The 25,124-nt window shown below is 43.6% G+C and carries 19 protein-coding genes; 13 read left to right on the top strand and 6 right to left on the bottom strand.

Going from position 1 to position 25,124, the window contains the following annotated elements:
* The first annotated feature begins 106 nt into the window (after positions 1–106).
* From PQR79_RS05990 to PQR79_RS05965, 6 genes are all read left to right on the top strand, one after another.
* Entirely contained in the window at positions 107–622 is a 516-nt protein-coding gene (locus PQR79_RS05990; RefSeq protein WP_238107068.1) for a TlpA disulfide reductase family protein, read from the top strand.
* On the top strand, positions 615–854 hold the full coding sequence (locus PQR79_RS05985; protein ID WP_238107069.1) for a DUF4266 domain-containing protein: 240 nt from the start codon (positions 615–617) through the stop codon (positions 852–854). The genes PQR79_RS05990 and PQR79_RS05985 overlap by 8 nt, the downstream gene beginning before the upstream one ends.
* Positions 845–2,140 (top strand): DUF3570 domain-containing protein, encoded by a 1,296-nt coding sequence (locus tag PQR79_RS05980; protein WP_238107070.1) that lies wholly within the window; start codon positions 845–847, stop codon positions 2,138–2,140. The genes PQR79_RS05985 and PQR79_RS05980 overlap by 10 nt, the downstream gene beginning before the upstream one ends.
* Positions 2,141–2,220: 80 nt before the next feature.
* Positions 2,221–3,135, top strand: coding sequence for an FAD:protein FMN transferase (locus PQR79_RS05975; protein ID WP_238107071.1), 915 nt, complete (start codon positions 2,221–2,223; stop codon positions 3,133–3,135).
* Positions 3,136–3,139: 4 nt separating this feature from the next.
* Positions 3,140–3,799: a response regulator gene (locus PQR79_RS05970; RefSeq protein ID WP_238107072.1), complete on the top strand. Its 660-nt coding sequence runs from the start codon at positions 3,140–3,142 to the stop codon at positions 3,797–3,799.
* A 37-nt stretch (positions 3,800–3,836) separates the two neighbouring features.
* Positions 3,837–5,237, top strand: coding sequence for a sensor histidine kinase (locus tag PQR79_RS05965; RefSeq protein ID WP_238107073.1), 1,401 nt, complete (start codon positions 3,837–3,839; stop codon positions 5,235–5,237).
* Between the two features lie 79 nt (positions 5,238–5,316).
* Here the strand turns inward: PQR79_RS05965 and PQR79_RS05960 are convergent, their stop codons facing one another.
* The 4 genes from PQR79_RS05960 to PQR79_RS05945 all read right to left on the bottom strand — a co-directional run bounded on the left by PQR79_RS05960 (position 5,317) and on the right by PQR79_RS05945 (position 9,275).
* Complete coding sequence (locus PQR79_RS05960; RefSeq protein ID WP_238107074.1) at positions 5,317–6,804, bottom strand: DUF3300 domain-containing protein; 1,488 nt, start codon at positions 6,802–6,804, stop codon at positions 5,317–5,319.
* 118 nt (positions 6,805–6,922) lie between these two features.
* Positions 6,923–8,251, bottom strand: coding sequence for an ATP-binding protein (locus PQR79_RS05955; RefSeq protein WP_238107075.1), 1,329 nt, complete (start codon positions 8,249–8,251; stop codon positions 6,923–6,925).
* Complete coding sequence (locus tag PQR79_RS05950) at positions 8,244–8,927, bottom strand: response regulator transcription factor (protein ID WP_238107076.1); 684 nt, start codon at positions 8,925–8,927, stop codon at positions 8,244–8,246. The genes PQR79_RS05955 and PQR79_RS05950 overlap by 8 nt, the downstream gene beginning before the upstream one ends.
* Positions 8,928–8,930: 3 nt before the next feature.
* On the bottom strand, positions 8,931–9,275 hold the full coding sequence (locus PQR79_RS05945; RefSeq protein ID WP_238107077.1) for a PepSY domain-containing protein: 345 nt from the start codon (positions 9,273–9,275) through the stop codon (positions 8,931–8,933).
* A 263-nt stretch (positions 9,276–9,538) separates the two neighbouring features.
* Between PQR79_RS05945 and PQR79_RS05940 the strand changes: the two genes are divergently transcribed.
* Positions 9,539–10,387: a choice-of-anchor H family protein gene (locus PQR79_RS05940; RefSeq protein WP_238107078.1), complete on the top strand. Its 849-nt coding sequence runs from the start codon at positions 9,539–9,541 to the stop codon at positions 10,385–10,387.
* Between the two features lie 94 nt (positions 10,388–10,481).
* Complete coding sequence (locus tag PQR79_RS05935; RefSeq protein ID WP_238107079.1) at positions 10,482–11,159, top strand: YiaD family glycine zipper/OmpA-like lipoprotein; 678 nt, start codon at positions 10,482–10,484, stop codon at positions 11,157–11,159.
* A gap of 106 nt (positions 11,160–11,265) precedes the next feature.
* Here the strand turns inward: PQR79_RS05935 and xseA are convergent, their stop codons facing one another.
* Complete coding sequence (gene xseA, locus PQR79_RS05930) at positions 11,266–12,606, bottom strand: exodeoxyribonuclease VII large subunit (RefSeq protein WP_238107080.1); 1,341 nt, start codon at positions 12,604–12,606, stop codon at positions 11,266–11,268.
* A 119-nt stretch (positions 12,607–12,725) separates the two neighbouring features.
* Here xseA and guaB point away from each other — a divergent pair, with 119 nt between their 5' ends.
* From guaB to tadA, 3 genes are all read left to right on the top strand, one after another.
* Complete coding sequence (gene guaB / locus PQR79_RS05925) at positions 12,726–14,198, top strand: IMP dehydrogenase (protein WP_238107081.1); 1,473 nt, start codon at positions 12,726–12,728, stop codon at positions 14,196–14,198.
* A gap of 91 nt (positions 14,199–14,289) precedes the next feature.
* Positions 14,290–15,867, top strand: a complete 1,578-nt coding sequence (gene guaA, locus PQR79_RS05920) for a glutamine-hydrolyzing GMP synthase (protein ID WP_238107082.1) — start codon at positions 14,290–14,292, stop codon at positions 15,865–15,867.
* A gap of 177 nt (positions 15,868–16,044) precedes the next feature.
* Positions 16,045–16,554: a tRNA adenosine(34) deaminase TadA gene (tadA, locus tag PQR79_RS05915; protein ID WP_372943390.1), complete on the top strand. Its 510-nt coding sequence runs from the start codon at positions 16,045–16,047 to the stop codon at positions 16,552–16,554.
* A gap of 312 nt (positions 16,555–16,866) precedes the next feature.
* On the opposite strand, the gene mltF is transcribed toward tadA, so the two are convergent.
* Positions 16,867–18,303, bottom strand: coding sequence for a membrane-bound lytic murein transglycosylase MltF (gene mltF / locus PQR79_RS05910; RefSeq protein WP_238107083.1), 1,437 nt, complete (start codon positions 18,301–18,303; stop codon positions 16,867–16,869).
* Positions 18,304–18,661: 358 nt separating this feature from the next.
* On the opposite strand from mltF, the gene purL reads away from it, so the two are divergent.
* Both purL and PQR79_RS05900 read left to right on the top strand, forming a co-directional pair.
* A complete protein-coding gene (gene purL, locus PQR79_RS05905; RefSeq protein ID WP_238107222.1) occupies positions 18,662–22,543 on the top strand; it encodes a phosphoribosylformylglycinamidine synthase in 3,882 nt (1,293 codons plus the stop codon).
* 1,014 nt (positions 22,544–23,557) lie between these two features.
* Positions 23,558–25,114 carry a cytochrome ubiquinol oxidase subunit I gene (locus PQR79_RS05900; RefSeq protein WP_238107084.1) on the top strand — a complete coding sequence of 519 codons (1,557 nt, stop codon included), beginning with the start codon at positions 23,558–23,560 and terminating at the stop codon, positions 25,112–25,114.
* Positions 25,115–25,124: the final 10 nt, after the last annotated feature.

The raw sequence follows: 25,124 nt of genomic DNA, 5'->3' as shown, positions 1-25,124 counted from the left end.
ATTACTGGCTGTTTGGCACTAATGTTCAAAATCTGTTTTTAGCTTAAGTAAACCTTAAGACTGGTAACCTAGTGTGTTACTTATCAAATCATAAGGTGAAAATAGAATGTCTAAAAAGTTATTTTCTCTCACAAATAAATTCAGTTTTACCCTATTGAGTGTGGCACTGAGTCTAAGCTCGGCGGCGTATGCAGCCCCGTCGTTAGAACATTCAGTATTAAACGCTCAGGGGCAATCGGTCAGTTTACAGCAATATGCCGGTAAAGTGGTTTATGTCGACTTTTGGGCTTCTTGGTGTGGGCCATGCCGTAAGTCATTTCCTTGGATGAATGCCATGCATGCAAAATATCAACAGCAAGGATTAGCAGTGGTGGCCATTAACCTTGATGTTGATAGTGCACTTGCTCATGAGTTTTTGGCTAAATTACCAGCCGATTTTAATCTTGTTTTTAACCCCGAAGGTGATGTTGCTAAAGCCTATGATTTACAAGGTATGCCAAGCAGCTTTTTGTTTAATCGCCAGGGGCAACTGGTACAAACTCATGTGGGATTTTATCAAGAAAATATTCCTGCATATGAGCAAGAAATTCAATTGTTGTTACAGGAGTCATCGCATGAGTAATCTGCCACATAACCCTTTAATCAAAACCGTGCTGGCACTAGCTATTGCCAGCAGTTTGCTTGGTTGTTCGAGTTTAGGTGTACAACCATGGGAAAAAGATCAATTTGCCCGTGAAGACATGGCGCTTAACAGCGAGAAGCTGGATTTAGCATTAGATGATCACATTTATTTCAGTAAGGAAGGCACCAGTGGTGGCCGTTCATTAGCCGGTGGAGGTTGTGGATGCAACTAACGTCAACACAAAGTATTGCGAGTGCATTGGCGCTAGCCAGTTGTAGCCTTATTGGCCAAAGCCAAGCGGCAGAGACCCTGCCTGCTAACGATGATTGGAAAGTCGATGCAGCGATTATGTATTACGGTGAGCAAGACCGTGTACAAGCTGCAGAAGCGATAGGCAATGTACAAAAAGCCTTTGGCGACTCGTCATTATTAGACCTAAAGATCGTAGTTGATAGCTTAACCGGTGCCTCTGCATCCGGTGCGGTTGCTCAAGCGCAAAGCCAAACATTTACGCGTCCATCAGGTAAAGGCGAATACACAGTGAAGGCGGGTGAAACGCCACTAGACGATACTTTTCATGATACTCGCGTACAGTTAAGTGCCAATTGGCAAGAGATCTTAAATCAAGATTGGACCGGCAATGTTGGCGTATATGCCTCTAAAGAGTTTGATTATTTATCAATGGGGTTAAACGGCGGGATAGAACGTAGTTTTAACAAAAACAACACCACACTCGCGTTGTCGGGGGCATTTACTCATGACGTTGTTGACCCTGTTGGTGGCCGTCCTGTGGCGTTGTCTGAAATGGTGTTTCGTTCAGACTATAACAGTGACGCTGAGTATCAAGCTGCGTTTGATCAAACCCGTTTAGAGGGTGACGATACCAAGCAAACGACGGATGTGATGATAGGCGTGACTCAGATCCTAAACCGTAACTGGTTGATGCAAGCTAATTATGGTTTGTCGAGTGTCTCGGGTTACATGACCGACCCTTATAAAATATTAAGCGAAGTAGACGTTAACGGATTAACCCAAGGTTATCGTTATGAGAACCGTCCAGATTCTCGCTTAAAACACAGTGTGTTTTTAATGACGAAAGGCGCGCTTGATTCTGGTGTGGTGGATTTCTCATATCGCTACAGTACAGATGACTGGGACATCACTTCGCACACGTTAGAAACGCATTATCGTTATTACTTTAGCCCGAGTTTTTATGGTCAGTTACACTTGCGTTACTACCAACAGCAAGCGGCTGAGTTCTATCAACCTTTCCTAATGGCCGGCGATGCGTTACCAGAATATGCCAGCGCCGATTACCGGATAGGTGATATGACGGCATATACCATTGGGCTTAAATTTGGCCAGCGTTTATCGGGTGGGCACGAGATGACATATCGTCTTGAGTATTATCAGCAAAACCCTGAAAACAACGGCACTGACATCCCGGGGCAATTACAAAACTATGATTTGTTCCCGTCAGTGAAAGCGATTGTTGCTCAAGTCAGTTATTCGTTTTAATGTGGGCCTAGTGTCATAATTTGAATAGTAGGCCATTATTGCATGAGTCATCATGGCCTAATGCTATAAACGAGAGTCTCATGGCCGCTAATTCGACAAACTCACAGGCAAATAACATTAGTATACAGCCCCGCGAGTGGGGCTTTTTAGGTTCGTTTAGGGCGATGGCTAGCCCCTGTGAAGTGTTGATGGCCGTTAGCGATCCGTACATTGCCGAGCAAATGCTGCAATTGGCGTTTCAAGAAGCGAAGCGTATTGAACAAAAATTTAGTCGTTTTATTGAAGGCAATGTTATCTGGCATTTAAATCATGCTAACGGTGTCGCAAAGCCCATTGATGCCGAGACCTTACATTTATTTCAATTTGCCCAACAATGCTATCAATTGAGTGATGGCGCCTTTGACATTAGTGCCTGTGCGTTAATGTCATTATGGCGTTTTGACGGTCAGCAGCGCTTACCAAAACACAGCGATATAACGCAGGCCATACAGCATGTTGGTTTATCGCGAATGACGCTGACCGATAACCATGTGTATTTGCCCTCTGGCATGAGTATTGATTTTGGGGGCATAGGTAAAGAATATGCGGTTGATAAAACCGCGCAGATGCTTGCAAAGCAATGGCCGGATTATTCGGTGTTGGTTAACTTTGGTGGCGATATTGCTTGCCCAATCAGCAAAGCCGATGGCTGGCAGGTCGGGATTGAAAATCCGCTGCATTTAGATAATGCCGCAGCGCTATTAACCATACGCCAAGGGGCATTAGCCACCAGTGGAACCACTCGCCGCTACATTGAAGTTGATGGCAGGCGCTATGGGCATATTATTAATCCTAAAACAGGTTATCCAGTTGAGCAAGCACCTTTATCGGTTACCGTGCTTGCGCAAAATTGTGTGATGGCCGGTATGTTAGCCACCATGTCGATGTTAAAAGGGCCAGATGCTGAAGCCTTTTTACAGCAACAAGGTGTCGATTTTAAAGTCTTTCGAGGTTAAAACAATGCGTGTATTGCTGGTTGAAGATAATAAGTTACTGGCTCAAGGCGTGGTGATGAGTTTGGCAAAAGAAGGCATTCAAGTCGACCATTTACCTTCCTATAAACAAGCCCAAGTGGCACTTGATAATGAAGACTTTAGCGCAATCATTTTAGATTTAGGTTTACCTGACGGTAATGGCGCCGATTTGCTCAAACTGTGGCGCCGCTCTGGCGTATCATTACCCATTATAGTGTTAACGGCCAATACCGATTTTGATACCCGCCTCGATTGCCTAGACATTGGGGCCGATGACTATTTAAGTAAACCCTTTGACGTCAGAGAGCTTATTGCTAGGTTACGGGCAATTATTAGGCGCCAACATGGGCTCGATAATAATCAATTTAGTTATGGCGCACTCAATATCGATTTTACTCGTTGCGAGGTGCATTTTCGTGGCGAATTGGTGTCATTATCGCGCCGTGAATACCAAGTGCTACTGGAGTTTGCTCAATCTGCCGGGCGTGTATTAACGCGTAATCAATTGGAACAGTTAACTTACGGCTGGGATGAGGTGGGCAGTAACTCCATTGAGGTGCACATTCATCATTTACGTAAGAAAACCGCCACAGAACTCATTAAAACCGTACGGGGTATCGGTTATATTTTGACTGACACGCTATAGTCATTGGTCGCCAAACTGCGGTGTAGATAAGGATATTATGTTTTCATTACGATTATTGTTAAGTTTATTGATGCTTGTTGGCATTGTGTTGACGGTGACATTTTCGAGCATGTTAAGTCATCGTGATGCAACCCATGAGGTCGAAGAACTGTTTGATGCCCAAATGGTACAAACGGCTAAAGTGCTTGAGCAATTTTATGTTAATCAGCTCAGTGCTTCGCAACTTAACGCTCTTATTAAACAGCCGGTGTTATTTCATGTTGCTGACTCGCAAATTGAAACCTTGGCCGAGAAAGCCAACGCTGTCACCTTGTCATATGAACACAAATTATCGTTTCAATTATTGTCAGAGCAAGGGCAAATATTGGCGTATTCTGATAGCTCAGGCGAGCAATTATTGACCCACTTTACTCAGGGCTATGACACCCGCATTGTTGACGGTAATTTATGGCATGTGTACAGTTTTTTCTCTCAACCTAAGCAAGTGTGGATTATTACCGCACAACGCGATGATGTTCGCCAAGAAATCGTCTCGATGATCATTAACAACTCATGGCGAGCCCCTTTACTCATTACCCCTGTGATGATGCTAATCATGCTATTAGTGACTTACTATTTGTTTAAACCTGTGAAATTACTCGAGCGAAACCTCGCTAATCGGTCAGCCCAAGATTTAACACCCATTAATTACGCCTTACCGACAGAGTTAGGCTCAACTCAAAAAGCACTCAATAACTATTTACAGCGCATTAACGAAACCCTTGTCCGGGAACGCCGTTTTAGTGCCGATGCTGCTCATGAGCTTAAAACTCCTCTAGCCATTATCAAGCTTCATAGTGATGGGTTAAGTGATGAGTTGTCGGTTCATGGAGAGTCGGTTCAACAAGCTACGTTGCCTTATATTAACGCTATTGATGAAGGGGTTAACCGTATCAGCCACACGGTAGAGCAGTTGTTATTGTTATCACGGGTTGATGCGATAGATGCCTTAAATCGTCAAGACTGCCTGCTTCAAGCGGTTATCGATAATGTGATTAATCAATTGTTGCATTTAATCGCCGATTACCAATGGCACATTGATATTCCCAATGAGTTAATGGTTAATGCCGATCCATTTTATTTGGAGCTAGTGTTAAAAAATGTCATTGAGAATGCTTGTAAATATAGCCCGACAGATTCTGTAATTACCGTTCGTGCTGAACAAACCCATGCGGCTATTCACATTTATGTGAGCGATCAGGGCAGTGGTATGACAGATGAGCAAATCAGTTTAGCTCAAAATCGCTTTTACCGGGTCGACGAAAATGCTTCGCAGGGGGCAGGGTTAGGTTTGTCGATTTGCCAACATATTATTAGTTTACATCAAGGTGAATTGACTTTACGCCGTATTGAGCCGCAGGGATTATCGGTATGCATCAGCTTACCTGCCATCTCATAAACGGATTGGCATAACATGCTTAGAGACTAAAAATAAAAACAGCATGAGCTCAAACTCATGCTGTTTTTATTTTGCGGCCCTAATGTTTTTCTCTTGTTTGTTTATTGCTGATTGAGTGGCTTGCTTGCCTCGATGAGTTGCTGCGCTGTTGGCTGCTCATGCTACGTTGAGAATTGCTTGAGCGCTGTGCTTTTTGCGGTGCACTTCGAGTGACAGAACGCACTTGTTTGGGCTCGCTTCTGCTTTGTTGTTTTACCACTTGCTGAACATTACGCGAAGCGGCTTGTGGTTGACGTGTTTGTTCTACTTTTGCTGCACGTTGTACTTTTTGCGTTGCAGCTTTTTTAGATTCAACATGTCGTGACTTTTGAGCCACATTGGTTACCGGTTTTGCCTCATACTTGGATTTATTATTCACCACATCGCGCTTATTACTGTAGCTCGAACGCATTGGCTCACCTTTACGATCAAACGATTTAGTCTGACGCTGCTGGCTTAGCTCACGCTTTAGTGTTGTGCTGCGATGTTCTACTACTTGATTACGGTTTACGCTCTTTACTGTTGAATGTTTATTGCGCTTGTCTTGTTTCGTGCTGTGACTCACTTGTTTACGAGGCTCATTAACCATCTGACGTTTTGTCTCACGTGAATAGGTCACTGGCTTATGGCGTTGCTCATAATGTCCATTGTAACGCTTACTCACTACTTGGCTGCGATAAGCCACACCTTTACGATGTTTCGGTTTATGTTGCCAATGCTGTGCACCGTGGCTGTAGCTAATTTTACGTGGCGTGTAATAACGATAGTTTTTATGTACCGGTACTGCAATGACACGGCGATCATGCCAATGGAAACCACTAAAAAAGAAGTTAAAGCTAATGCGCACACCAGCATCCCAAAATATCGCACGGTGACTTGGGCGGTAATGTACATAAGCTGGTGCATGCCAATATACTGGTGGGTATCGGTTCCAACGCCAGTTGCCATAAACAATGCGGCTGTCATAGTAAGGTACATACACTATTTCAGGACGAACAGATTCAATAATAATCCTACGCTCAACTCGTGTGACTTTAACTTGTTCAAGATCGGCTAGGTTATTGGCCTCATCTGCTTGCTGTCTTAACGACTGGATAGTGTCAAGTAAGCGGCCTTCGTCTTGTAAAAAGGCATCACCGAGGTTTTGAGTCCAGACTAAATCGTCATTTAAACGTTCAAGTACATTAGGGAAGGCCACCAAAGCTTTCACGCTTGGGTCCCAATCTTGTGACTCTACCGCGGTCATAATTTGGCTGGTATCGCGATCACCCTGGCTGGTTAACCAGCGTTTGGCTTGGACGATTTCAAGCGGGTAAGTAGACGCAATCAGTATGTGAGTTAATAGGCTGTCTGGATATAGCGCGATAGGCGCGAGCATTTGTGCTAATTCTGCATCACTAACGACTTCATCCACTGTATTATAAGTGTATGACTCGGTAGGTTGTGCGGCTTGCACACTTGCTAATGGCATGCAAACCAAGGCTAATGCAATCAGTGCTTTAGCGGGTGTTTGAATGGCTTTTTTCATGTTATCTCCAGTGTCATTGATGACTGTTAAACTCATCATAACGACCCGAAGATGAACATAAGCTGAAAGTTAACTAATGAAGGAGGAAAAACGGCGATGATTTTTATCTGGGCATTGATTAATGGGTAAATTCAAACTCAAATCTGGCGCCGCCCAAAGTCGATGATTGTCCCACCGTTAATGTACCATGGTAGCTATCGACTAAATCGCGCACAATCGCCAAACCAATCCCATGGCCTTGTGCGTAGGTGTCAGCTCGCATGCCTCGCTCAAAAATCTGTTGTTGCTTGTCTTTAGGTACGCCAGCACCATCATCCTCAATGCAGATATGTAAACTGTTGGGTAATTGTTTAACCGTGAGTAACACTCGGCTATTGGCCGCTTTGCAGGCATTGTCTAACACGTTGCCCAGCATTTCAGTTAAGTCTGACTCATCACCTTTAAAGCGCGCGTTGGCATCACCGTGATAGTCAATAGTCAGCTGTTGCTGTTGATAAATTTTACCTAAGGTGCGTATTAATCGTGCCGCAATATCATCAACACTGACCCCAAGGTGCCAACCCGTGCCAGCAGCACTTTGTGCCCGCTTTAGTTGATAAGCCACAATTTGATTAATACGATTAATTTGTTCTAACGATGCGTCATTTAAATTGGCTTGAGTTTGCATGACTGCCAGTGGCGTTTTTAAACTATGGGCTAAATCGGCAAGGGCATTACGGTAGCGTTTACGCTGATTTTGCTCTGTTTGCAGCAAGGTATTAAGCTGCTTAGCCACCTTTTGCAACTCTATAGGGTATTGGGTGCTTAGCTGCATCGACTTACCTTGCTCAACGGCACTGAGTTCTTGACTGAATTTGCCTAACGGCTTTAAGGTCCATAACAACCAACTCAATTGCACGCTAAATAACAGTGCCATTAAGATTAATAACCAGGTCCATAACGTCTTTGAAAATTGGCTAATTTGTTGTTGGTATTCTTGTTGATTTTTAATGATGTGCAGTGTCATGGTAAAAGGGTGCTCGCTGGTGGCGAAACTGACACTGTAACTGTAAATTAATTGCGGCGTGTCGTTAATTAACACGCTGCCGTAACTGTTTCTACCCGTTGCAGGCTTGGGTAAGTTGATTGGAGTATTTAAGCCTAAAAACGAATTAGAACTCCACAATAATTGGTTATCTTTAGTGGTTATCAGTGCATAAAGTCCGGAGCCGATAACATTAAATTGATTCTCGAGCAGATGCTCAGGCATGAGTAATTCATCGTTTTCCACTTCTGCCATGGCTAACACTGAATACACATAAGCTTTTAGTTGGTTTTTGGCGGCAACGTTTATTTGGGTTTCAAAGGCATTATTAACGGTAATGCCAATGATGGGCAATAACCCCAAAATAAGCAGTAACGCACTGACCACTATGCGAACTTTAAGCGAGCCTAATAACTTATTCATGCTGCCCTAATTGACGCAAACGATAACCTTGGCCTCGTAAAGTTTCAATGAGTTGGTATTGATTGTCTGGGTCGAGTTTTTTACGCAAGCGGCGAATAAACACTTCGATAACGTTGGAATCTAAATCGAAATCTTGATCGTAAATATGCTCAATCAAACTGCTTTTTGAATGCACAGAACCAGGGTGCAACATCAGGTATTCAAATAATTTGTATTCAGATCCGCTTAAATTGACGACTTCTTGGTGCATTTTAATTTCAAGGCTGCGGGTATTAATACTAAATGGTCCATTTTGAATCACAGGGCTGGCTTTGCCTGCTGAGCGACGTATTAATGCATTAATGCGTGCGACTAACTCTTCTAATTGAAATGGTTTACTTAAATAATCATCCGCTCCGGCATCAAGACCAATGACTTTGTCTTGCCAGCTGTCTCGAGCAGTTAAAATAATAATAGGGTAGCTAATATTTTGTTCGCGCAACTGGCTTATTAAGGTTAACCCATCAAGTTTAGGTAACCCGACATCAATTATCGCCACATCATATTGATATTCTTGGGCTTGGAATAAGCCTTCTTCACCATCAGAAGCAACATCGACAGTGTACTGTGCCTCAATAAGGTGCTGCTTAATGTTAGCTTGTAAGGCTAAGTCGTCTTCGACCAGTAATAATCTCATGGGCTAGTTCCTTCTAACTGAACCATTGGTGGCGTCAACAGTGACATAAAAAATAACGCCATCATTGGTAAGTAGTTTGACTCGGTACCCAGGGTGTCCATTCACACTGCTAGATTGAACTTTTAACACCTTGCCGGAGTAACTGCGCTTGGCAATTTGAATGGCTTGTTGTGCGCTAGTTACCACCAAATTATTGTTACTTTGGCGATTGTCTTTAAGGCCAGGAGCAAGCTCAAATGGGGCGACAGTACTTAACGATAAAACAGGCGAAGCGCCAGCAACGCTGGGTAATGAAATCAGTAACATCAAGCCTAAAAGAGTGGCTTTAAGTTTGAACATTCGCTGCATAGTGTTAATCCTATTTACCTCATTACCGCTAGTGTAAAAGATCCTTTTCTATATAGAAACATCTACTTAAACAATTGCACTGGGAGTCGATTCAAAATGAGTGGTTGGGTAAGTATACCGGCTGACAGATGAACATTAACTGAATGACAATAACGGCATGACGATAGGATAACGTGGGGAGTTAACTGTTTGGTAATGTTCAGCTTGTGTTCATTTTGAGTGCGGTTTAATGACTGCAACATTAATGGTTGCGAGGAATCACCATGAACCCATATTCAAATTACATCAGTAAAGCAACATCATTGAGTCATGTTAAATTAGGAATCAGTTTATGCGTAGCATGTGCTATGGGGTTAAGTTCTGCTGACGCTAATAGTGAAGAAGTCACTGCGATTCAGGTCAATGGCGCGGTAAGCCAGGCAAGATTATTGGATGCGCCCGTTAGCGACAATAATGAAACCCAAGTGGCGGCTTTGCATCAACAAGCGACGTTACTAACCGCTACAGCTGATACCCACTTAAAAATGACGCGCGAACAACGTATGGTTGTTCATCAAAAAGCAGCTGCTACTCAAGAAAACCAACAGTTACGGGCGTTAGCTCAGCAAAATCAGGTCATTTATTATGACTTCTCATTTTATGATGCTCAAACGCGTTTATACGAAGATTACGATTACGACGGGTTTTACCAAACCTTTAGCGTGACCTTCGATGCAGACATCAATAGCAGTGGTGGCGAAGTTCAAGCTGATGTTTTTGCTGAATTATATTTAAGCCAAAACGGTGGTCCTTGGATCCATTATTACTCGACTGACGTATTCACGCTCAACGCTGACTCAAGCTTTGATGATTATGAAGTATTAACCACTCTAGCTAACGGTTATCAAACTGATCACTACGATGTGTTAATTGACTTATACGAGCTAGGTTATGCCGACCCTGTAGCTACCATCAGCAGTGATGATCTTGATTCATTGTATGCATTGCCGCTTGAAAGTGGCGATCGTGATACGGTATATGTGGAAGATGTACATGGCGGTGCGTTGTCCTGGCTAATGGTTAGCTTATTCGGCGCATTGGCATGCTGTCGTCGTTTGATGAACAAAAAATAACGTAAACATCAGATTCACCTAAGGTAGAATGACGTTTTTTGAGGTCCTCAGTTTTTTACTTATTACATTAAAAAATAAGTATTTAGGAGAGTGTATGTTAGTTAAATTAAAATCATCGTTGTTATGTGGCTCTTTATTGGGGACGGCGCTGTTGTTGTCAGGTTGCCAATTACCAAACCCTTATACTGGCGAGTCTGAAAATGCTAAAGCGACCAATGGCGCAATTATTGGTGCGATTGGCGGTGCAGCAATTGGTGTTGCTTCATCCAGTAAGAAAGATCGTGGTAAAGGTGCATTGATTGGGGCTGCATCTGGTGCGGCTGTCGGCGGTGGTATTGGTTATTATATGGATGTGCAAGAAGCTAAATTGCGCAAGCAATTACAGTCTACTGGCGTTAGTGTCACTCGTGATGGTGATAACATTATCCTCAATATGCCAAACGAAGTCACGTTTGCCGTTGACCAAACCGTATTAAGTGAACGTGCTAAATCGGTGTTAAACAGTGTTGTTTTGGTTGCCAAAGAATACAGCGATACGCGCTTAAACATTATCGGCTACACAGACAGCTCTGGTTCTGAGTCATACAACCTACGTTTATCGCAAGTGCGAGCCAGTGAAGTGGCACAATACATTACTAGCCAAAACGTAAGTGGTTCACGCGTGTCAGCAACCGGCATGGGTGAATCAAGCCCGATTGCCAGCAACAATACCGCCGATGGTCGTGCGCAAAACCGCCGTGTAGAAATTGTGCTTACGCCAATGGCTCAGTAACCAAGTGACAATTGATTCAGCCTCGTGAATGATAACCCTAGATTAACTCTAGCTGAGGTTGATTAAACAAAAAGCCATCGCAAGATGGCTTTTTTGGGTTTAGATATTAGTGACTGATGACTTTCGTCACGGTCGAGGTGACTTCACCGTGTTTTAAGCGGGTGTGAATTTCATCTCCCAACATTAACTGTTGAGCATTTTCAACAACGTGTTGATTCGTGCTAGTGATTGAATAGCCACGGCTTAAGGTGGCCAATGGGCTGACGGTATCAAGTTTGTGAGCAGCCTGTGCAACGCGCACCGCTGCCTGTTTAAAATAGTCGCTGCTGGCGTCGTTAAACCGTTCGGTTAAATACTGTAGGCGCTGTTTTTCGAGTATTAAAGAGTTCGCTGGTGAGCGTTGTTGTAAACGATTATGTAATTGCTGGTGGCGCAAGGTTAAACGGCTCAGCTTATGTTGTAAGGCATTTTCTAAGCGCATTTGCATTTCATCGAAACGCTGCTCAAACTGTTGCAGTTTTCGTTGTGGCTCATGTCGCTGAAGTTGGTGGGTTAACTGGGTTAAGCGGCTGCTTTGCTGTAATTGATAATGCTTCATTCCTTGTTGTAAGCGAGATAACAACAAAATAAGCTTTTCAGCTTTATTGCCTTTATCTTTAGACAACAGTTCTGCTCCAGCAGAAGGCGTGGGGGCGCGCACATCGGCAACATAGTCACTAATGGTAGTGTCAATCTCATGGCCGACAGCACTAATGACTGGTAAAGCACTGTTGTAAATGGCATGAGCTAAGTGTTCGCTGTTAAAACACCATAAATCTTCCAACGAGCCGCCACCACGGGTCAGTAATAGTACATCGACTTCAAGGCGTTGGTTTGCTGTCTCTATGGCTTGGCAAATTAACTGGCTCGCCGCAGCGCCTTGTACCTGAGTGGGATAAACAATAACTTCAATTGATGGGTCGCGTCTGGCTAATACGTGCAATATGTCGCGCAATGCCGCGCCTGTTGCAGAGGTTATTACACCAATGCGTTGAATGTTTTGTGGAATAGGGCGTTTTGTTTCTGTGGTAAATAAACCTTCAGCGGCTAATTTGAGCTTTAACGCTTCAAATTCTTGTGCTAACAAACCGTCGCCGGCAGGTAGCATTGACTCTAATAGCAGTTGATAGTCACCACGAGGCTCATAAACGCTGATGGCGCCTTTAACTAACACTTGTTGACCATTAACGGGTTTAAAGCGTACTGATTGATTACGGCCTTTAAACATGGCACAACGGATTTGTGAGCGACTGTCTTTTAACGTGAGATACCAATGGCCAGAACTTGGTGAGGAAAAGTTTGAAATTTCACCATTTAACCAAATTTTTCCTATTTGACCTTCAAGAATATGCCTGACTTCGCCGTTTAATTGCGAAACAGTGTAAACATTGTTTTTTGTGGCACTCATGAGTGTTCTCATTCTAAAGGTAATAAAAATCTATTTTCCATTTACCAACGGTAATATGCAAGGTATAATCTCGCCGCAATATTTCACCTCAAATCCTACTTAACTAGGGAGATGTTGCCATGTTACGTTTACTGAAAGATGCACTAACCTTTGATGATGTGTTGTTGGTTCCTGCCCACTCGACCGTACTCCCTAATACCGCTGTTCTCAAAACTCGTTTAACGAATAAAATCGAATTAAATATTCCACTTGTGTCTGCCGCGATGGACACTGTAACTGAATCTCGTCTTGCAATTGCTATCGCGCAAGAAGGGGGTTTAGGGTTTATTCATAAAAACATGAGCATTGAGCAACAAGCCGAAGAAGTGCGTAAAGTTAAAAGCTATGAAGCAGGTATTGTGCAAGAGCCTGTTACCGTTACACCTGCTACCAGCTTAACTGATCTACGTATACTGACTGAACATAACGGCTTTGCCGGTTACCCTGTGGTAAATGATGCACACGAACTTGTCGGTATTATTACTGGCCGTGACGTGCGCTTTGTGACCGATTGGAGCAAAACCGTTGCCGACATGATGACGCCAAAAGATCGTCTAGTGACAGTACCAGAAGGTACCAAGTTAGATGAAGTGCAAAAGTTAATGCATTCACACCGTATTGAAAAAGTACTTGTTGTTAATGACAACTTTAAACTTAAAGGCTTAATTACCGTAAAAGATTTCGAAAAAGCCGAGCGTAAACCAAATGCATGTAAAGACGAGTTAGGTCGTTTACGTGTAGGTGCTGCGGTAGGTGCTGGCCCTGGTAACGAAGAGCGTATCGACGCGCTTGTTAAAGTGGGGGTAGACGTACTGCTAATTGACTCATCTCACGGCCATTCAGAAGGTGTTTTACAACGCATTCGTGACACTCGTGCTAAATACCCAGATTTACAAATTGTTGGTGGTAACGTTGCAACAGCTTCTGGCGCATTAGCGTTAGTCGAAGCAGGTGTTAATGCCGTTAAGGTGGGTATTGGCCCTGGTTCAATTTGTACTACTCGTATTGTTACCGGTGTGGGTGTGCCGCAAATAACCGCGGTGTCTGATGCTGCAGAAGCAGTGCTTGCGCTTGGCATTCCTGTTATTGCTGATGGCGGTATTCGTTTCTCTGGTGACTTAGCGAAAGCATTAGCGGCAGGTGCATCATGTATCATGGCCGGTTCTATGTTTGCAGGTACTGACGAAGCACCAGGTGAGACTGAGCTTTACCAAGGCCGTGCTTATAAGTCATACCGTGGTATGGGATCGCTTGGTGCAATGGGGCAAACCCAAGGCTCATCAGATCGTTATTTCCAAAGTGACAACGCTGCTGACAAGTTAGTACCGGAAGGTATTGAAGGCCGTGTACCATATAAAGGCAAGATTAAAGAAATTATTCACCAACACATGGGCGGTTTACGTTCATGCATGGGGTTAACAGGTTGTGCCACCATTAAAGATTTAAATGAAAAAGCACAGTTTGTAAAAGTGACTTCAGCAGGCATGGGTGAATCACATGTTCACGATGTGACCATTACTAAAGAAGCGCCAAATTACCGTTCAGGTTCATAATTTTTGTGAGGGCGACATTTGTCGCCCTTTTGTTAATCGCATATGGCCAATGTATTGGCTATGGCATTTAATCAATTTGTAAAGGTTACCCATGATTAATATTCATGATCATAAGATTTTGATCCTCGATTTTGGTTCTCAGTACACTCAACTTATTGCCCGTCGTATTCGTGAAATTGGCGTGTATTGTGAGTTATGGGCGTGGGACGTCAGCGAAGCACAAATTCGTGAGTTTGCACCAAACGGCATTATTTTAGCGGGTGGGCCTGAGAGCGTTACTGCTGACCACTCTCCGCGCGCACCAGAATATGTATTTACTGCTGGTGTTCCTGTATTGGGCATTTGTTATGGCATGCAAACCATGTCTGAGCAGCTTGGCGGTAAAGTGATTCAAGGTGTGGGCGAGGGCGAGTTTGGCTATGCTCAAATCGAACTGCAAACCACTTCTGCACTGTTTAAAAGCATTGAAGATGCCGTGAGCGCAGACGGTAAGCCATTACTTGACGTATGGATGAGCCACGGTGATAAAGTATCGGTGATCCCAGAAGGCTTTGTGACAGTGGCTAAAACAGAAACCTGTCCTTTTGCGGCAATGGCCAATGAAGAAAAACGTTTTTACGGCGTGCAATTTCACCCTGAAGTGACTCACACTCGTCAAGGTCAACGCATGCTTGAGCATTTTGCGTTAGACATTTGTGGCTGTGAGGCAAATTGGAAACCCTCATCCATTATCGAAGATGCCATTGAGCGTTTAAAGCAACAAATTGGCGATGATGAAGTGATTTTAGGCCTTTCTGGTGGTGTAGATTCATCGGTTGTGGCTATGCTGTTACACCGCGCCATTGGCGACAAGTTAACTTGTGTGTTTGTTGACAACGGTTTATTGCGTTTAAACGAAGCCGATCAAGTATTAGAAATGTTTGGCGATCATTTTGGACTGAACATTATTCATGTTGATGCTGAAAACCGTTTCTTAGATGCGATGGCCGGTGAAGCCGACCCAGAAGCGAAGCGTAAAATCATTGGTCGTGTGTTTGTTGAGATTTTTGATGAAGAATCTAAAAAATGCGTCAATGCTAAATGGTTAGCTCAGGGCACTATCTACCCAGATGTGATTGAGTCTGCAGGCAGTGCTACCGGTAAAGCGCATGTAATTAAGTCGCACCATAACGTAGGCGGTTTGCCTGACGATATGGAATTAGGTTTAGTTGAGCCGCTACGTGAGTTATTTAAAGATGAAGTGCGTAAGATCGGTTTAGAGCTCGGCTTACCTTACAACATGCTTTATCGTCACCCTTTCCCTGGGCCTGGCCTTGGTGTACGCGTACTTGGCGAAGTGAAAAAAGAATACTGTGACTTGTTACGCCGTGCTGATGCTATCTTTATTGAAGAGTTGCATAAAGCTGACTTATACAACAAAGTCAGCCAAGCATTTACGGTATTTTTACCAGTACGTTCAGTGGGCGTGATGGGCGATGGTCGTAAATATGATTGGGTTGTGTCGCTTCGCGCGGTAGAAACTATCGACTTTATGACAGCACATTGGGCGCACTTACCTTACGACTTTTTGGGTCGTGTATCGAACCGCATCATTAATGAAATCGATGGTATTTCTCGTGTGGTGTACGATATTTCAGGTAAGCCACCGGCAACGATTGAATGGGAATAATCCAAGCGGATTAACCCTTGGTTCTACAAAAAAGACGCTGCGGCGTCTTTTTTATTTGGTAGAATAGAAAGCATGAACTTTACCTAGGTTAATAGTGTGACAGATACTCCAAAGGCAGAGCGCCCAAACGAACCTTGGGTACATACCAAGGTTGATAATGACATCGAAGATGCGCCGATAGATCGTGCTCAGTTAGCCATAGATGAAAAGTGGATGCGCTTAGCAATGCAGCTTGCACAGCAGGCTGAATTAAAGGGCGAGGTGCCGGTCGGGGCGGTATTAGTAAAAGATGATGTGATGATTGCCAGTGGGTTTAATCTCAGTATTTTAAATCACGACCCTACTGCCCATGCAGAAATGGAATGTATTCGCCAAGCCGGTAACGTGCTCGAAAACTATCGTATGTTGGGGACAACCTTGTATGTGACACTAGAGCCGTGTTCAATGTGTGCAGGTGCAATGGTGCATAGCCGTATTGAACGGGTGGTTTATGGGGCTGAGGATTTAAAAACAGGGGCTGCTGGCAGCGTGATTAACTTATTACAACATCCGGCGTTTAATCATCAATTATCGGTCAGTGCGGGTGTATTAGCCGATGAGTGTGCGGCGCAGCTAAGTGCGTTTTTTAAGCGTAGACGAGCTGAAAAAAAAGCCCTTAAACAGTTAGCTAAACAGCAAACGGATTAATGGCTTTTTTTGAGGACTAGCGGTTAGCGTGAACGAAAAGTGATTAGACTTAAATTAACTTTCTGTTTGAACAAGTAAAAAATGAGCACGTTGACGATTTTGAATGCGTTTTTTTTGTACCTTAAGCATGACTCGGCGGCGTGACACCATGTTGCTCATTATTCTTCTTCTCATACCCAGACCTCAATCATTTTTACTGTGTGAAATGGTGTAGCGATAAGCGATAGCTCGTCGTAGAACCGCCATAGTATTTTTTCAATACCCTCAATGCAATGGTTTATTGTGAATGATTAGTTATGGCTTGTTGTTCTTTCAAGGTTGCTGTGCAGACACATTGGTATTAATTGGTGCTTCTTCAGCGATCACTTCAATGCTGTCGTTTTCTTCAATGATTTCCATTTGTTTAGTTTGGTTGTCTACCCAGACTAAGGTGTCATAATAACGGCGAATACTGTCAACATAATGTACCGCTTCACTGCCACGTGCATAACCATATCGAGTTTGCTTGTAATATTTTGATTGTTGCAACAGAGGTAATACTTTTTTTACGTCTCGCCAGGCGCTAGGGTCCATGCCCATGGATTCGGTTAAGCGGCGTGCATCTTCAACATGGCCCAAACCAATATTGTAAGCGGCCAAAGCAAACCATACTCGCTGCGAATCAGGAATAGATTCAGGTAAGCGGTCTAACATATCTTTTAAATAATATGCCCCGCCACGGATACTTTGTTCAGCATCTAAACGGTTATCCACTCCTACATAAGTGGCAGTCGGGCGAGTCAGCATCATCATGCCTCGTACGCCAGTAGGAGAGCGGGCAGTTGGGTTCCAGTGTGACTCTTGATAACTCGCCGCCGCGAGCTTACGCCAATCGAGTTCGCCAGCGTATTCTTCAAACATGCCGCGATATTCGGGCAAAATATTGTCAATAGCACGGATAAAGGCGCGAGTATCTACATAATCAAAACGCTTAACATGGCCAAAATATTTTTCATTTAAGTGCTCAAGGGTGCCGGCACGTTTCTCTTTGTGCCAAAAAGCTAACAATTGGCTCATTAAACGGTCACTGTCTTTCGGTGGCAATAACCACACAACTTCTACTTTTTCTTCTAAAATCATCCCCGCGCGCAATTCGGGTAAAAAGCGCTGATTGATCAGCAGACTGTTTGAGTCTGAAATCGTGTAGTTCAATTCACCTTTGGCGATAAGTGCAAATAGCTCTTCGTTGTCTTTATCGCTAACTTGGTTCCAGATTAACTCTGGATAATCTTTTTGCAGTTGAGTTAGGGTATTGACAGACGATGAGTTCGCCATGACGGTGATTTCACCAGACAAGGTGCCAATGTCTTTAGGCTCTGGTGTGCCTTCTTTGTAGACCAGCACTTGGTTGACTTTATACAGTGTTGGCCCAAGCTTAAATTGCTGGCTGCGATTAGGGGTTTTGGCAATACCTGCAGCAATAATGTCGATATCGTTATCTTTTAACGCTTTAAATAACGCTTTGCGATCTGTGTAAGGGATCATTTCTAATGGCAATGATAAATAATCAGCAAAACGCTGAGCCATTTCATAATCAAAACCGGTTTCACCTAATTCAGAATTAAGGTAAATCTGTGGGCCATACAGGGTACCAACCTTTAAAGCTGAACGCTTTTGTGCAGGCGCAGCAATATCGACCTGTTGAATATCAACTGGATGACAGGCACTTAATATGGCACATAGTAAAATGATGAATAAGGTTTTGATCATATTTATTAACTGGTTATCTTAAGTTGTATCGTTAATGTTCACGAGAGTAATACGAGAAAAACGAGTTTAATACTGTCGAATAGCCTTTAAATATGTAGGGGTAGGCGTTATTTTTCGCATACTTTATCAGGAGTTTTGCAAAACGCCTAGGCTTGTACAAAAAAACATCAAACAATGTACTGTTATTGTTCAGATGTAAAGTTGTCATACTATTCACTGTAGCATTCATCGTCAGAGATATTTTCCCTATCAGGAAACACTGTTTTCACCCGTGCTTGAACGTGATTTGTATGGTGCAATTCCCTATAATAGCGCCAATTCTGACCCTCCTATATAAATTATAAGGTGAATAGACGTGATGGAAATCATTCGCGGAGCCCCTGCACTATCTGCATTTAGAGTTCAAAAACTCATGGAGGCTTGCGAAAACGCATCGCTTCCAGTATCGCAAATTTATGCCGAATATGTGCATTTAGCCGATCTGACTGAACAACTCGATGATAATGAACGTCTACAACTAGAAACCATTCTTACGTACGGCCCTGCAATCGAGTCACATGCGCCAGAGGGAGCGTTACTGTTTGTTACTCCGCGCCCGGGCACGATTTCTCCTTGGTCCTCTAAAGCGACCGATATTGCCCATAATTGCGGCCTCAGTAAAGTGAAGCGTTTAGAGCGTGGTATTGCCTATTATGTTGAGTCAGCTACATTAACGACTGAACAGCAAAAGCAATTACAAGGATTATTGCACGACCGCATGGTTGAAGTGATATTGCCAAGCTTTGATGACGCCCAAGTGCTGTTTGCCCGCACTGAGCCTGCTAAATTTAACAGTGTTAATATTTTAGCCGAAGGTCGCCGCGCACTTGAAGTCGCTAACGTCAAGTTAGGCTTAGCATTAGCAGATGATGAAATTGACTACCTAGTCGAAAATTTCATCCGCCTAAACCGTAACCCAAATGACATTGAATTAATGATGTTTGCTCAGGCTAACTCAGAACATTGTCGTCATAAAATTTTCAATGCCGATTGGACGATTGACGGCGAAGTACAGCCTAAATCATTGTTCAAAATGATTAAGAACACCTTTGAAGTCACGCCTGATTATGTATTATCGGCCTACAAAGATAATGCGGCTGTAATGACGGGTTCTGTTGCAGGTCGTTTCTTCCCTGATCCTGACGGTGTATACAACTATCACACCGAGCCGATGCACGTATTGATGAAGGTAGAAACCCACAATCACCCAACCGCGATCAGCCCATATCCTGGTGCCGCTACCGGTTCTGGTGGTGAAATTCGTGACGAAGGTGCCACTGGTCGAGGTTCTAAACCTAAAGCCGGTTTAAACGGTTTTACCGTATCTAACCTTAAAATTCCTGGGTTTGTCCAACCGTGGGAAGGCAATTACGGCAAACCTGACCGTATTGTGACCCCGTTAGAAATCATGCTAGAAGGCCCATTAGGCGGCGCGGCATTTAATAACGAATTTGGCCGTCCGGCGTTAACCGGTTATTTCCGTACTTACGAGCAAGAAGTCTCAAGCCATAACGGTGTTGAAGTGCGTGGTTACCATAAGCCGATTATGATTGCCGGTGGTTTAGGTAATATCCGTGAAGAACACGTGCAAAAAGGCGAAATTACCGTTGGCGCTAAACTGATTGTGTTAGGCGGTCCTGCGATGAACATCGGTTTAGGTGGCGGCGCGGCTTCTTCAATGGCTTCAGGTCAATCAAGTGAAGATTTAGACTTTGCATCGGTGCAGCGTGAAAACCCAGAAATGGAACGTCGTTGTCAAGAAGTCATCGACCGTTGCTGGCAATTAGGCAGCGCCAACCCGATCCAGTTTATTCATGACGTGGGCGCCGGCGGTTTATCAAATGCATTCCCTGAATTGGTTAACGATGGTGATCGAGGCGGCGTATTTAATTTACGTAACGTGCCATCTGATGAGCCAGGCATGAGCCCGCTTGAGATTTGGTGTAACGAATCGCAAGAGCGCTATGTGTTATCGGTAGCACCTGAGAATTTACAACAGTTTGCTGATATTTGTGCTCGCGAACGTGCGCCGTTTGCCGTTGTGGGTGAAGCGACGGAAGAGATGCATTTAACGCTTGCCGATAGCCACTTTAATAACAAACCAATCGACTTACCGCTTGAAGTGTTACTGGGTAAAGCGCCTAAAATGAGCCGTGATGTGGTAACCGCTAAAGCAGTATCACCGGCATTAGATCAAACTAAGATTGAGTTAACCGAAGCCGTTAAGCGCGTGTTAACGCTACCAACTGTTGCCGATAAAACCTTTTTAATCACCATTGGTGACCGCTCTGTTACTGGCTTAGTCAATCGCGACCAAATGGTGGGTCCTTGGCAGGTGCCTGTTGCTGACTGTGCGGTAACCGCATCAAGTTATGACAGCTACACTGGCGAAGCCATGTCGATGGGCGAGCGCACACCGCTTGCACTTTTAGACTTTGATGCCTCTGCGCGTATGGCTGTCGCAGAATCGATTATGAACATTGCTGGTGCAGATATTGGCTCGTTCAAACGCATTAAACTGTCGGCTAACTGGATGTCACCAGCCGGTCATCCTGGTGAAGATGCCGGCCTTTATGAAGCGGTAAAAGCTATCGGTGAAGACTTATGTCCAGCGCTTGGGATTACCATTCCTGTCGGTAAAGATTCAATGTCGATGAAAACCGCATGGGAAGACAACGGCGTCAATAAAACCGTAACATCGCCAATGTCGTTAGTGATTACTGCCTTTGGTGTTGTGCAAGACATTCGTAAAACCGTCACTCCAGAGCTGCGCTCTGATAAAGGCGACAGCGCATTGCTAATGCTTGACTTGAGCAACGGTCAAAATCGTTTAGGTGGCTCATGTTTAGCGCAGGTGTACAGTGAGCTAGGCGATATAGCACCAACACTGGATAACACGGCAAATCTTGCAGGCTTCTTTGAAGTGATGCAAAAGTTAGTGGCAGACCAGGCTGTTATCGCTTATCACGACCGCAGCGACGGTGGATTATTTACCACTTTAGTTGAAATGGCATTTGCTGGTAACACGGGGTTAAATATTGATTTAGCTGGCTTAAACGGCACTGATTTAGAGCGTCTATTTAACGAAGAATTGGGTGCTGTTATTCAAGTGAGTGCCGAGCAAGCAACCGACATTGCCGCGCAGTTTGAAGCAAAAGGCGTGAGCTGCCATCACATTGGTGGTCTGCAAGTTGCCGATAAGATCAGTATTACTGATGGTGAGCGTGTTATCTTTGCTGACAGCCGCACTGCATTACGCACTTTGTGGTCTGAAACCACCTACCGCATGCAAGCCCTGCGCGATAACCCAGAATGTGCTAAGCAAGAGTTTGAGCTTAAACAACAAGCTGATGCACCGGGCTTAACCGTTAAATTAGGCTTTAACCCAAGTGAAGATGTTGCCGCACCTTATATTTTAAAAGGCGCAGCGCCTAAAATGGCTATTTTACGTGAGCAGGGTGTTAACTCGCACATTGAAATGGCTGCGGCATTTGACCGCGCAGGTTTTGAAAGCCGCGATGTGCACATGTCTGATATTTTATCAGGCCGCATCAGCCTAGAAGAGTTCCAAGGTTTAGTGGCTTGTGGTGGTTTCTCTTACGGTGACGTTCTTGGCGCCGGCGAAGGTTGGGCTAAGTCGATTTTATTTAACAGCCGTGCTCGTGATGAATTTAGCCGCTTCTTTGAGCGTGATTCAAGCATTGCTTTAGGTGTGTGTAACGGTTGTCAGATGTTGTCTAACTTAAAAGAAATTATTCCTGGCAGTGAGCATTGGCCACACTTTGTGCGCAACCGCTCTGAGCGTTTTGAAGCGCGTTTTAGTCTGGTTGAGGTTCAGCAGTCACCATCGGTATTTTTTGACGGTATGGCCGGTTCGCGTATGCCTATCGCAGTCTCGCACGGTGAAGGTTTAGCAGAATTTGCCAATGCTCAAGCGCTTGCTGGTGCTGAAGCCTCCGGTACAATTGCACTGCGTTATGTTGATGGCCACGGCCAAATCGCTACGCAATACCCAGAGAACCCTAATGGTTCGCCAAACGGCTTAACCGGTATTTGTACTACTGACGGTCGTGTCACCATTATGATGCCACACCCAGAGCGAGTATTCAGAACCGTTGCTAACTCATGGCACCCAGATGGTTGGGGTGAAGACAGCCCATGGATGCGCATGTTCCGTAATGCACGGGTTAAGATTGGCTAAGCATGTTTAGTGAACAAAAAAGCGACTCAATTGAGTCGCTTTTTTTATGACATTGTGAATCATTATCTGAAAAATAAAACACTAAAAAGTACTTATTCAGTCAATTAATACCATATAGGGTGTAACGAACTAAAGCACTGATAATGTCACTTAACTCAATGACAGTTATTTGTCTTCTTTTGAAGTAAACATCTCAGAAAAGACGTGCTTAGTTAATAGTATATTCAAATCACAGTGGCATACGATATCTCTGAACCGTGTGAATGGTAGATTTAGACTAAGGTGTCTAACACACTGCAAGGGGGGGGGATAAATCATACGTTCAGCATTTGAGGGGCTCAAATGCTAAAAATGATCTTTTGAATTAGTTTTATTCATGTTTACTGTGTTTTTCTTATTATCTACCAAGTCTGAATATCTCTACCTATCTGAATAATATAGTTAATTTTATATTGTAATGTTTTTGTATATTCAGGACTGCTAATCCATTTTGCGTACTTTATTAAATGGTTATGTATTCGTTAATAATATTAATCAATAAGGTATTTATGAGCATTTAACGTATTTAAAATGTTTGCTCCTAGCAATTGGGGTGATATTGTCAATACCTCTAGAGAGGGTGAAATCGGCAATTTGTTAGGTTTGTAAAGCTTTTTACTAAAACCCGCTCGGATCTATATCACAAAAATCATTATTTTATGCTTTTCAACAAGGTCGAGTGTGTTGTAAGTGATTGTTACAAAAGGATTAAATTGTTACTATGCAAAAAATCTAATGTTTGTCACAAATTTGATTAAAAAATCTGATCTCACCTGCTTGTATGCCGTAAGATATAGAACGTTTAGGATTGGGCTTGAAAATCTAAGCTAATGGTTTGATTCGTCTATTTTCATTAATAAACGCATTAACATTATTAACTTTAAAATAATGTTTTCAGGTATAACATCATCACTGTGGCAATGTGTCATTGCCGTATCGCATTTGGTCGAACTGAATGAAGTTAAGGAGTCGCCAATGATTATCGAAGAGGTTGTTGAGCTATCGCGTTTTCAATTTGCGTTGACAGCCATGTACCACTTTTTATTTGTTCCACTTACCCTAGGTCTTGCCTTTATTCTGGCAATTATGGAATCACTTTATGTGATGACGAATAATCAGATTTATAAAGATATGACTAAGTTTTGGGGTAAGCTTTTCGGTATTAACTTTGCCCTAGGTGTGTCTACGGGATTAGCTATGGAGTTCCAGTTTGGTACTAACTGGTCATACTATTCTCATTATGTAGGTGACATTTTCGGTGCGCCTTTGGCGATTGAAGGGTTAATGGCGTTCTTCCTAGAGTCTACCTTAGTGGGTATGTTCTTCTTCGGTTGGGATCGTTTTAGCAAACGTCAACATCTTGCGGTGACCTGGTTAGTGGCCATTGGCTCTAACATGTCAGCATTGTGGATTTTGATTGCAAACGGTTGGATGCAAAACCCTGTTGGTTCTGTGTTTAACTATGAAACCATGCGTATGGAAATGGTCAATTTTGCTGAGGTAGTATTTAACCCTGTTGCACAGGTTAAATTTGTTCACACCGTAGCATCTGGCTATGTTGCAGGTGCGATGTTTGTCCTGTCTATCAGTGCTTATTACATATTAAAAGGCCGTGATTTACCGTTTGCACGCCGCTCATTTGCAGTAGCAGCAAGCTTTGGTATGGCGGCGATTTTGTCGGTTATTGTACTGGGTGATGAATCAGGTTACGAAGTCGGTGAAGTTCAGCGTGTTAAATTAGCTGCAATTGAAGCCGAATGGCACACTGAGCCTGCTCCTGCTGCGTTTACTGCCGTTGGTTTCCCTAATCAAGAAACCATGCACACAGATTATGCCGTTAAAATTCCATATGTAATGGGTATTATTGCTACACGTTCTTTAGATGAAGAGGTGACAGGCCTTAAAGATCTTGTAAAAGAACATGAAGCGCGTATCCGTAACGGTATGGTGGCCTATGCGTTACTTGAAAAATTACGTGCCGGTGATGAAACGCCTGAAACCCGTGAGCAATTTGAAGCAACCAAAGTCGACTTAGGCTACGGCTTCTTACTAAAACGTTATACCGATAAAGTGGTTGACGCGACAGAAGAGCAAATTATTGCAGCTTCGTACGACTCAATCCCTACCGTTGCACCTATGTTCTGGACTTTCCGCTTGATGGTAGGTTGTGGTGTGATTATGTTATTTGTGTTTGCTGCATCATTCTGGCAAAGCACGCGTCATAAAATTGCTGAGAAAAAATGGGTATTACGAGCTGCACTTTACAGCTTACCCCTGCCTTGGATTGCGATTGAAGCGGGTTGGTTTGTGTCAGAGTTTGGCCGTCAACCATGGACTATCTCAGAAGTGCTACCTACTTTTATGTCGGCATCGAGCTTAACGCCTGCTGATTTATGGTTCAGTATTATTTCGATTACGGTTTTCTACACCATTTTACTGGTGATAGAGGCTTTCTTAATGTTCAAGTTCGCTCGTCTTGGCCCAAGTAGCTTAAAGACTGGTCGTTATCACTTTGAAACCCAAGATGCCTAATCGGAGGACC

The organism is Shewanella metallivivens, assembly GCF_028750675.1.
GTDB lineage: Bacteria > Pseudomonadota > Gammaproteobacteria > Enterobacterales > Shewanellaceae > Shewanella > Shewanella metallivivens.
Note: the sequence above shows the minus strand (reverse complement) of the source record. Positions and strands in the feature narration are given on the sequence as shown.

What these genes read in the sequence shown, in the direction of transcription:
- xseA (WP_238107080.1), bottom strand. Translation starts at nt 12,606, where the DNA reads ATGAGTGCCACAAAAAACAATGTTTACACTGTTTCGCAATTAAACGGC.
- PQR79_RS05980 (WP_238107070.1), top strand. Translation starts at nt 845, where the DNA reads ATGCAACTAACGTCAACACAAAGTATTGCGAGTGCATTGGCGCTAGCC.
- PQR79_RS05990 (WP_238107068.1), top strand. Translation starts at nt 107, where the DNA reads ATGTCTAAAAAGTTATTTTCTCTCACAAATAAATTCAGTTTTACCCTA.
- PQR79_RS05970 (WP_238107072.1), top strand. Translation starts at nt 3,140, where the DNA reads ATGCGTGTATTGCTGGTTGAAGATAATAAGTTACTGGCTCAAGGCGTG.
- PQR79_RS05950 (WP_238107076.1), bottom strand. Translation starts at nt 8,927, where the DNA reads ATGAGATTATTACTGGTCGAAGACGACTTAGCCTTACAAGCTAACATT.
- guaB (WP_238107081.1), top strand. Translation starts at nt 12,726, where the DNA reads ATGTTACGTTTACTGAAAGATGCACTAACCTTTGATGATGTGTTGTTG.
- guaA (WP_238107082.1), top strand. Translation starts at nt 14,290, where the DNA reads ATGATTAATATTCATGATCATAAGATTTTGATCCTCGATTTTGGTTCT.
- PQR79_RS05945 (WP_238107077.1), bottom strand. Translation starts at nt 9,275, where the DNA reads ATGCAGCGAATGTTCAAACTTAAAGCCACTCTTTTAGGCTTGATGTTA.
- PQR79_RS05960 (WP_238107074.1), bottom strand. Translation starts at nt 6,804, where the DNA reads ATGAAAAAAGCCATTCAAACACCCGCTAAAGCACTGATTGCATTAGCC.
- PQR79_RS05940 (WP_238107078.1), top strand. Translation starts at nt 9,539, where the DNA reads ATGAACCCATATTCAAATTACATCAGTAAAGCAACATCATTGAGTCAT.
- PQR79_RS05955 (WP_238107075.1), bottom strand. Translation starts at nt 8,251, where the DNA reads ATGAATAAGTTATTAGGCTCGCTTAAAGTTCGCATAGTGGTCAGTGCG.
- PQR79_RS05985 (WP_238107069.1), top strand. Translation starts at nt 615, where the DNA reads ATGAGTAATCTGCCACATAACCCTTTAATCAAAACCGTGCTGGCACTA.
- mltF (WP_238107083.1), bottom strand. Translation starts at nt 18,303, where the DNA reads ATGATCAAAACCTTATTCATCATTTTACTATGTGCCATATTAAGTGCC.
- purL (WP_238107222.1), top strand. Translation starts at nt 18,662, where the DNA reads ATGGAAATCATTCGCGGAGCCCCTGCACTATCTGCATTTAGAGTTCAA.
- PQR79_RS05975 (WP_238107071.1), top strand. Translation starts at nt 2,221, where the DNA reads ATGGCCGCTAATTCGACAAACTCACAGGCAAATAACATTAGTATACAG.
- PQR79_RS05965 (WP_238107073.1), top strand. Translation starts at nt 3,837, where the DNA reads ATGTTTTCATTACGATTATTGTTAAGTTTATTGATGCTTGTTGGCATT.
- PQR79_RS05935 (WP_238107079.1), top strand. Translation starts at nt 10,482, where the DNA reads ATGTTAGTTAAATTAAAATCATCGTTGTTATGTGGCTCTTTATTGGGG.
- PQR79_RS05900 (WP_238107084.1), top strand. Translation starts at nt 23,558, where the DNA reads ATGATTATCGAAGAGGTTGTTGAGCTATCGCGTTTTCAATTTGCGTTG.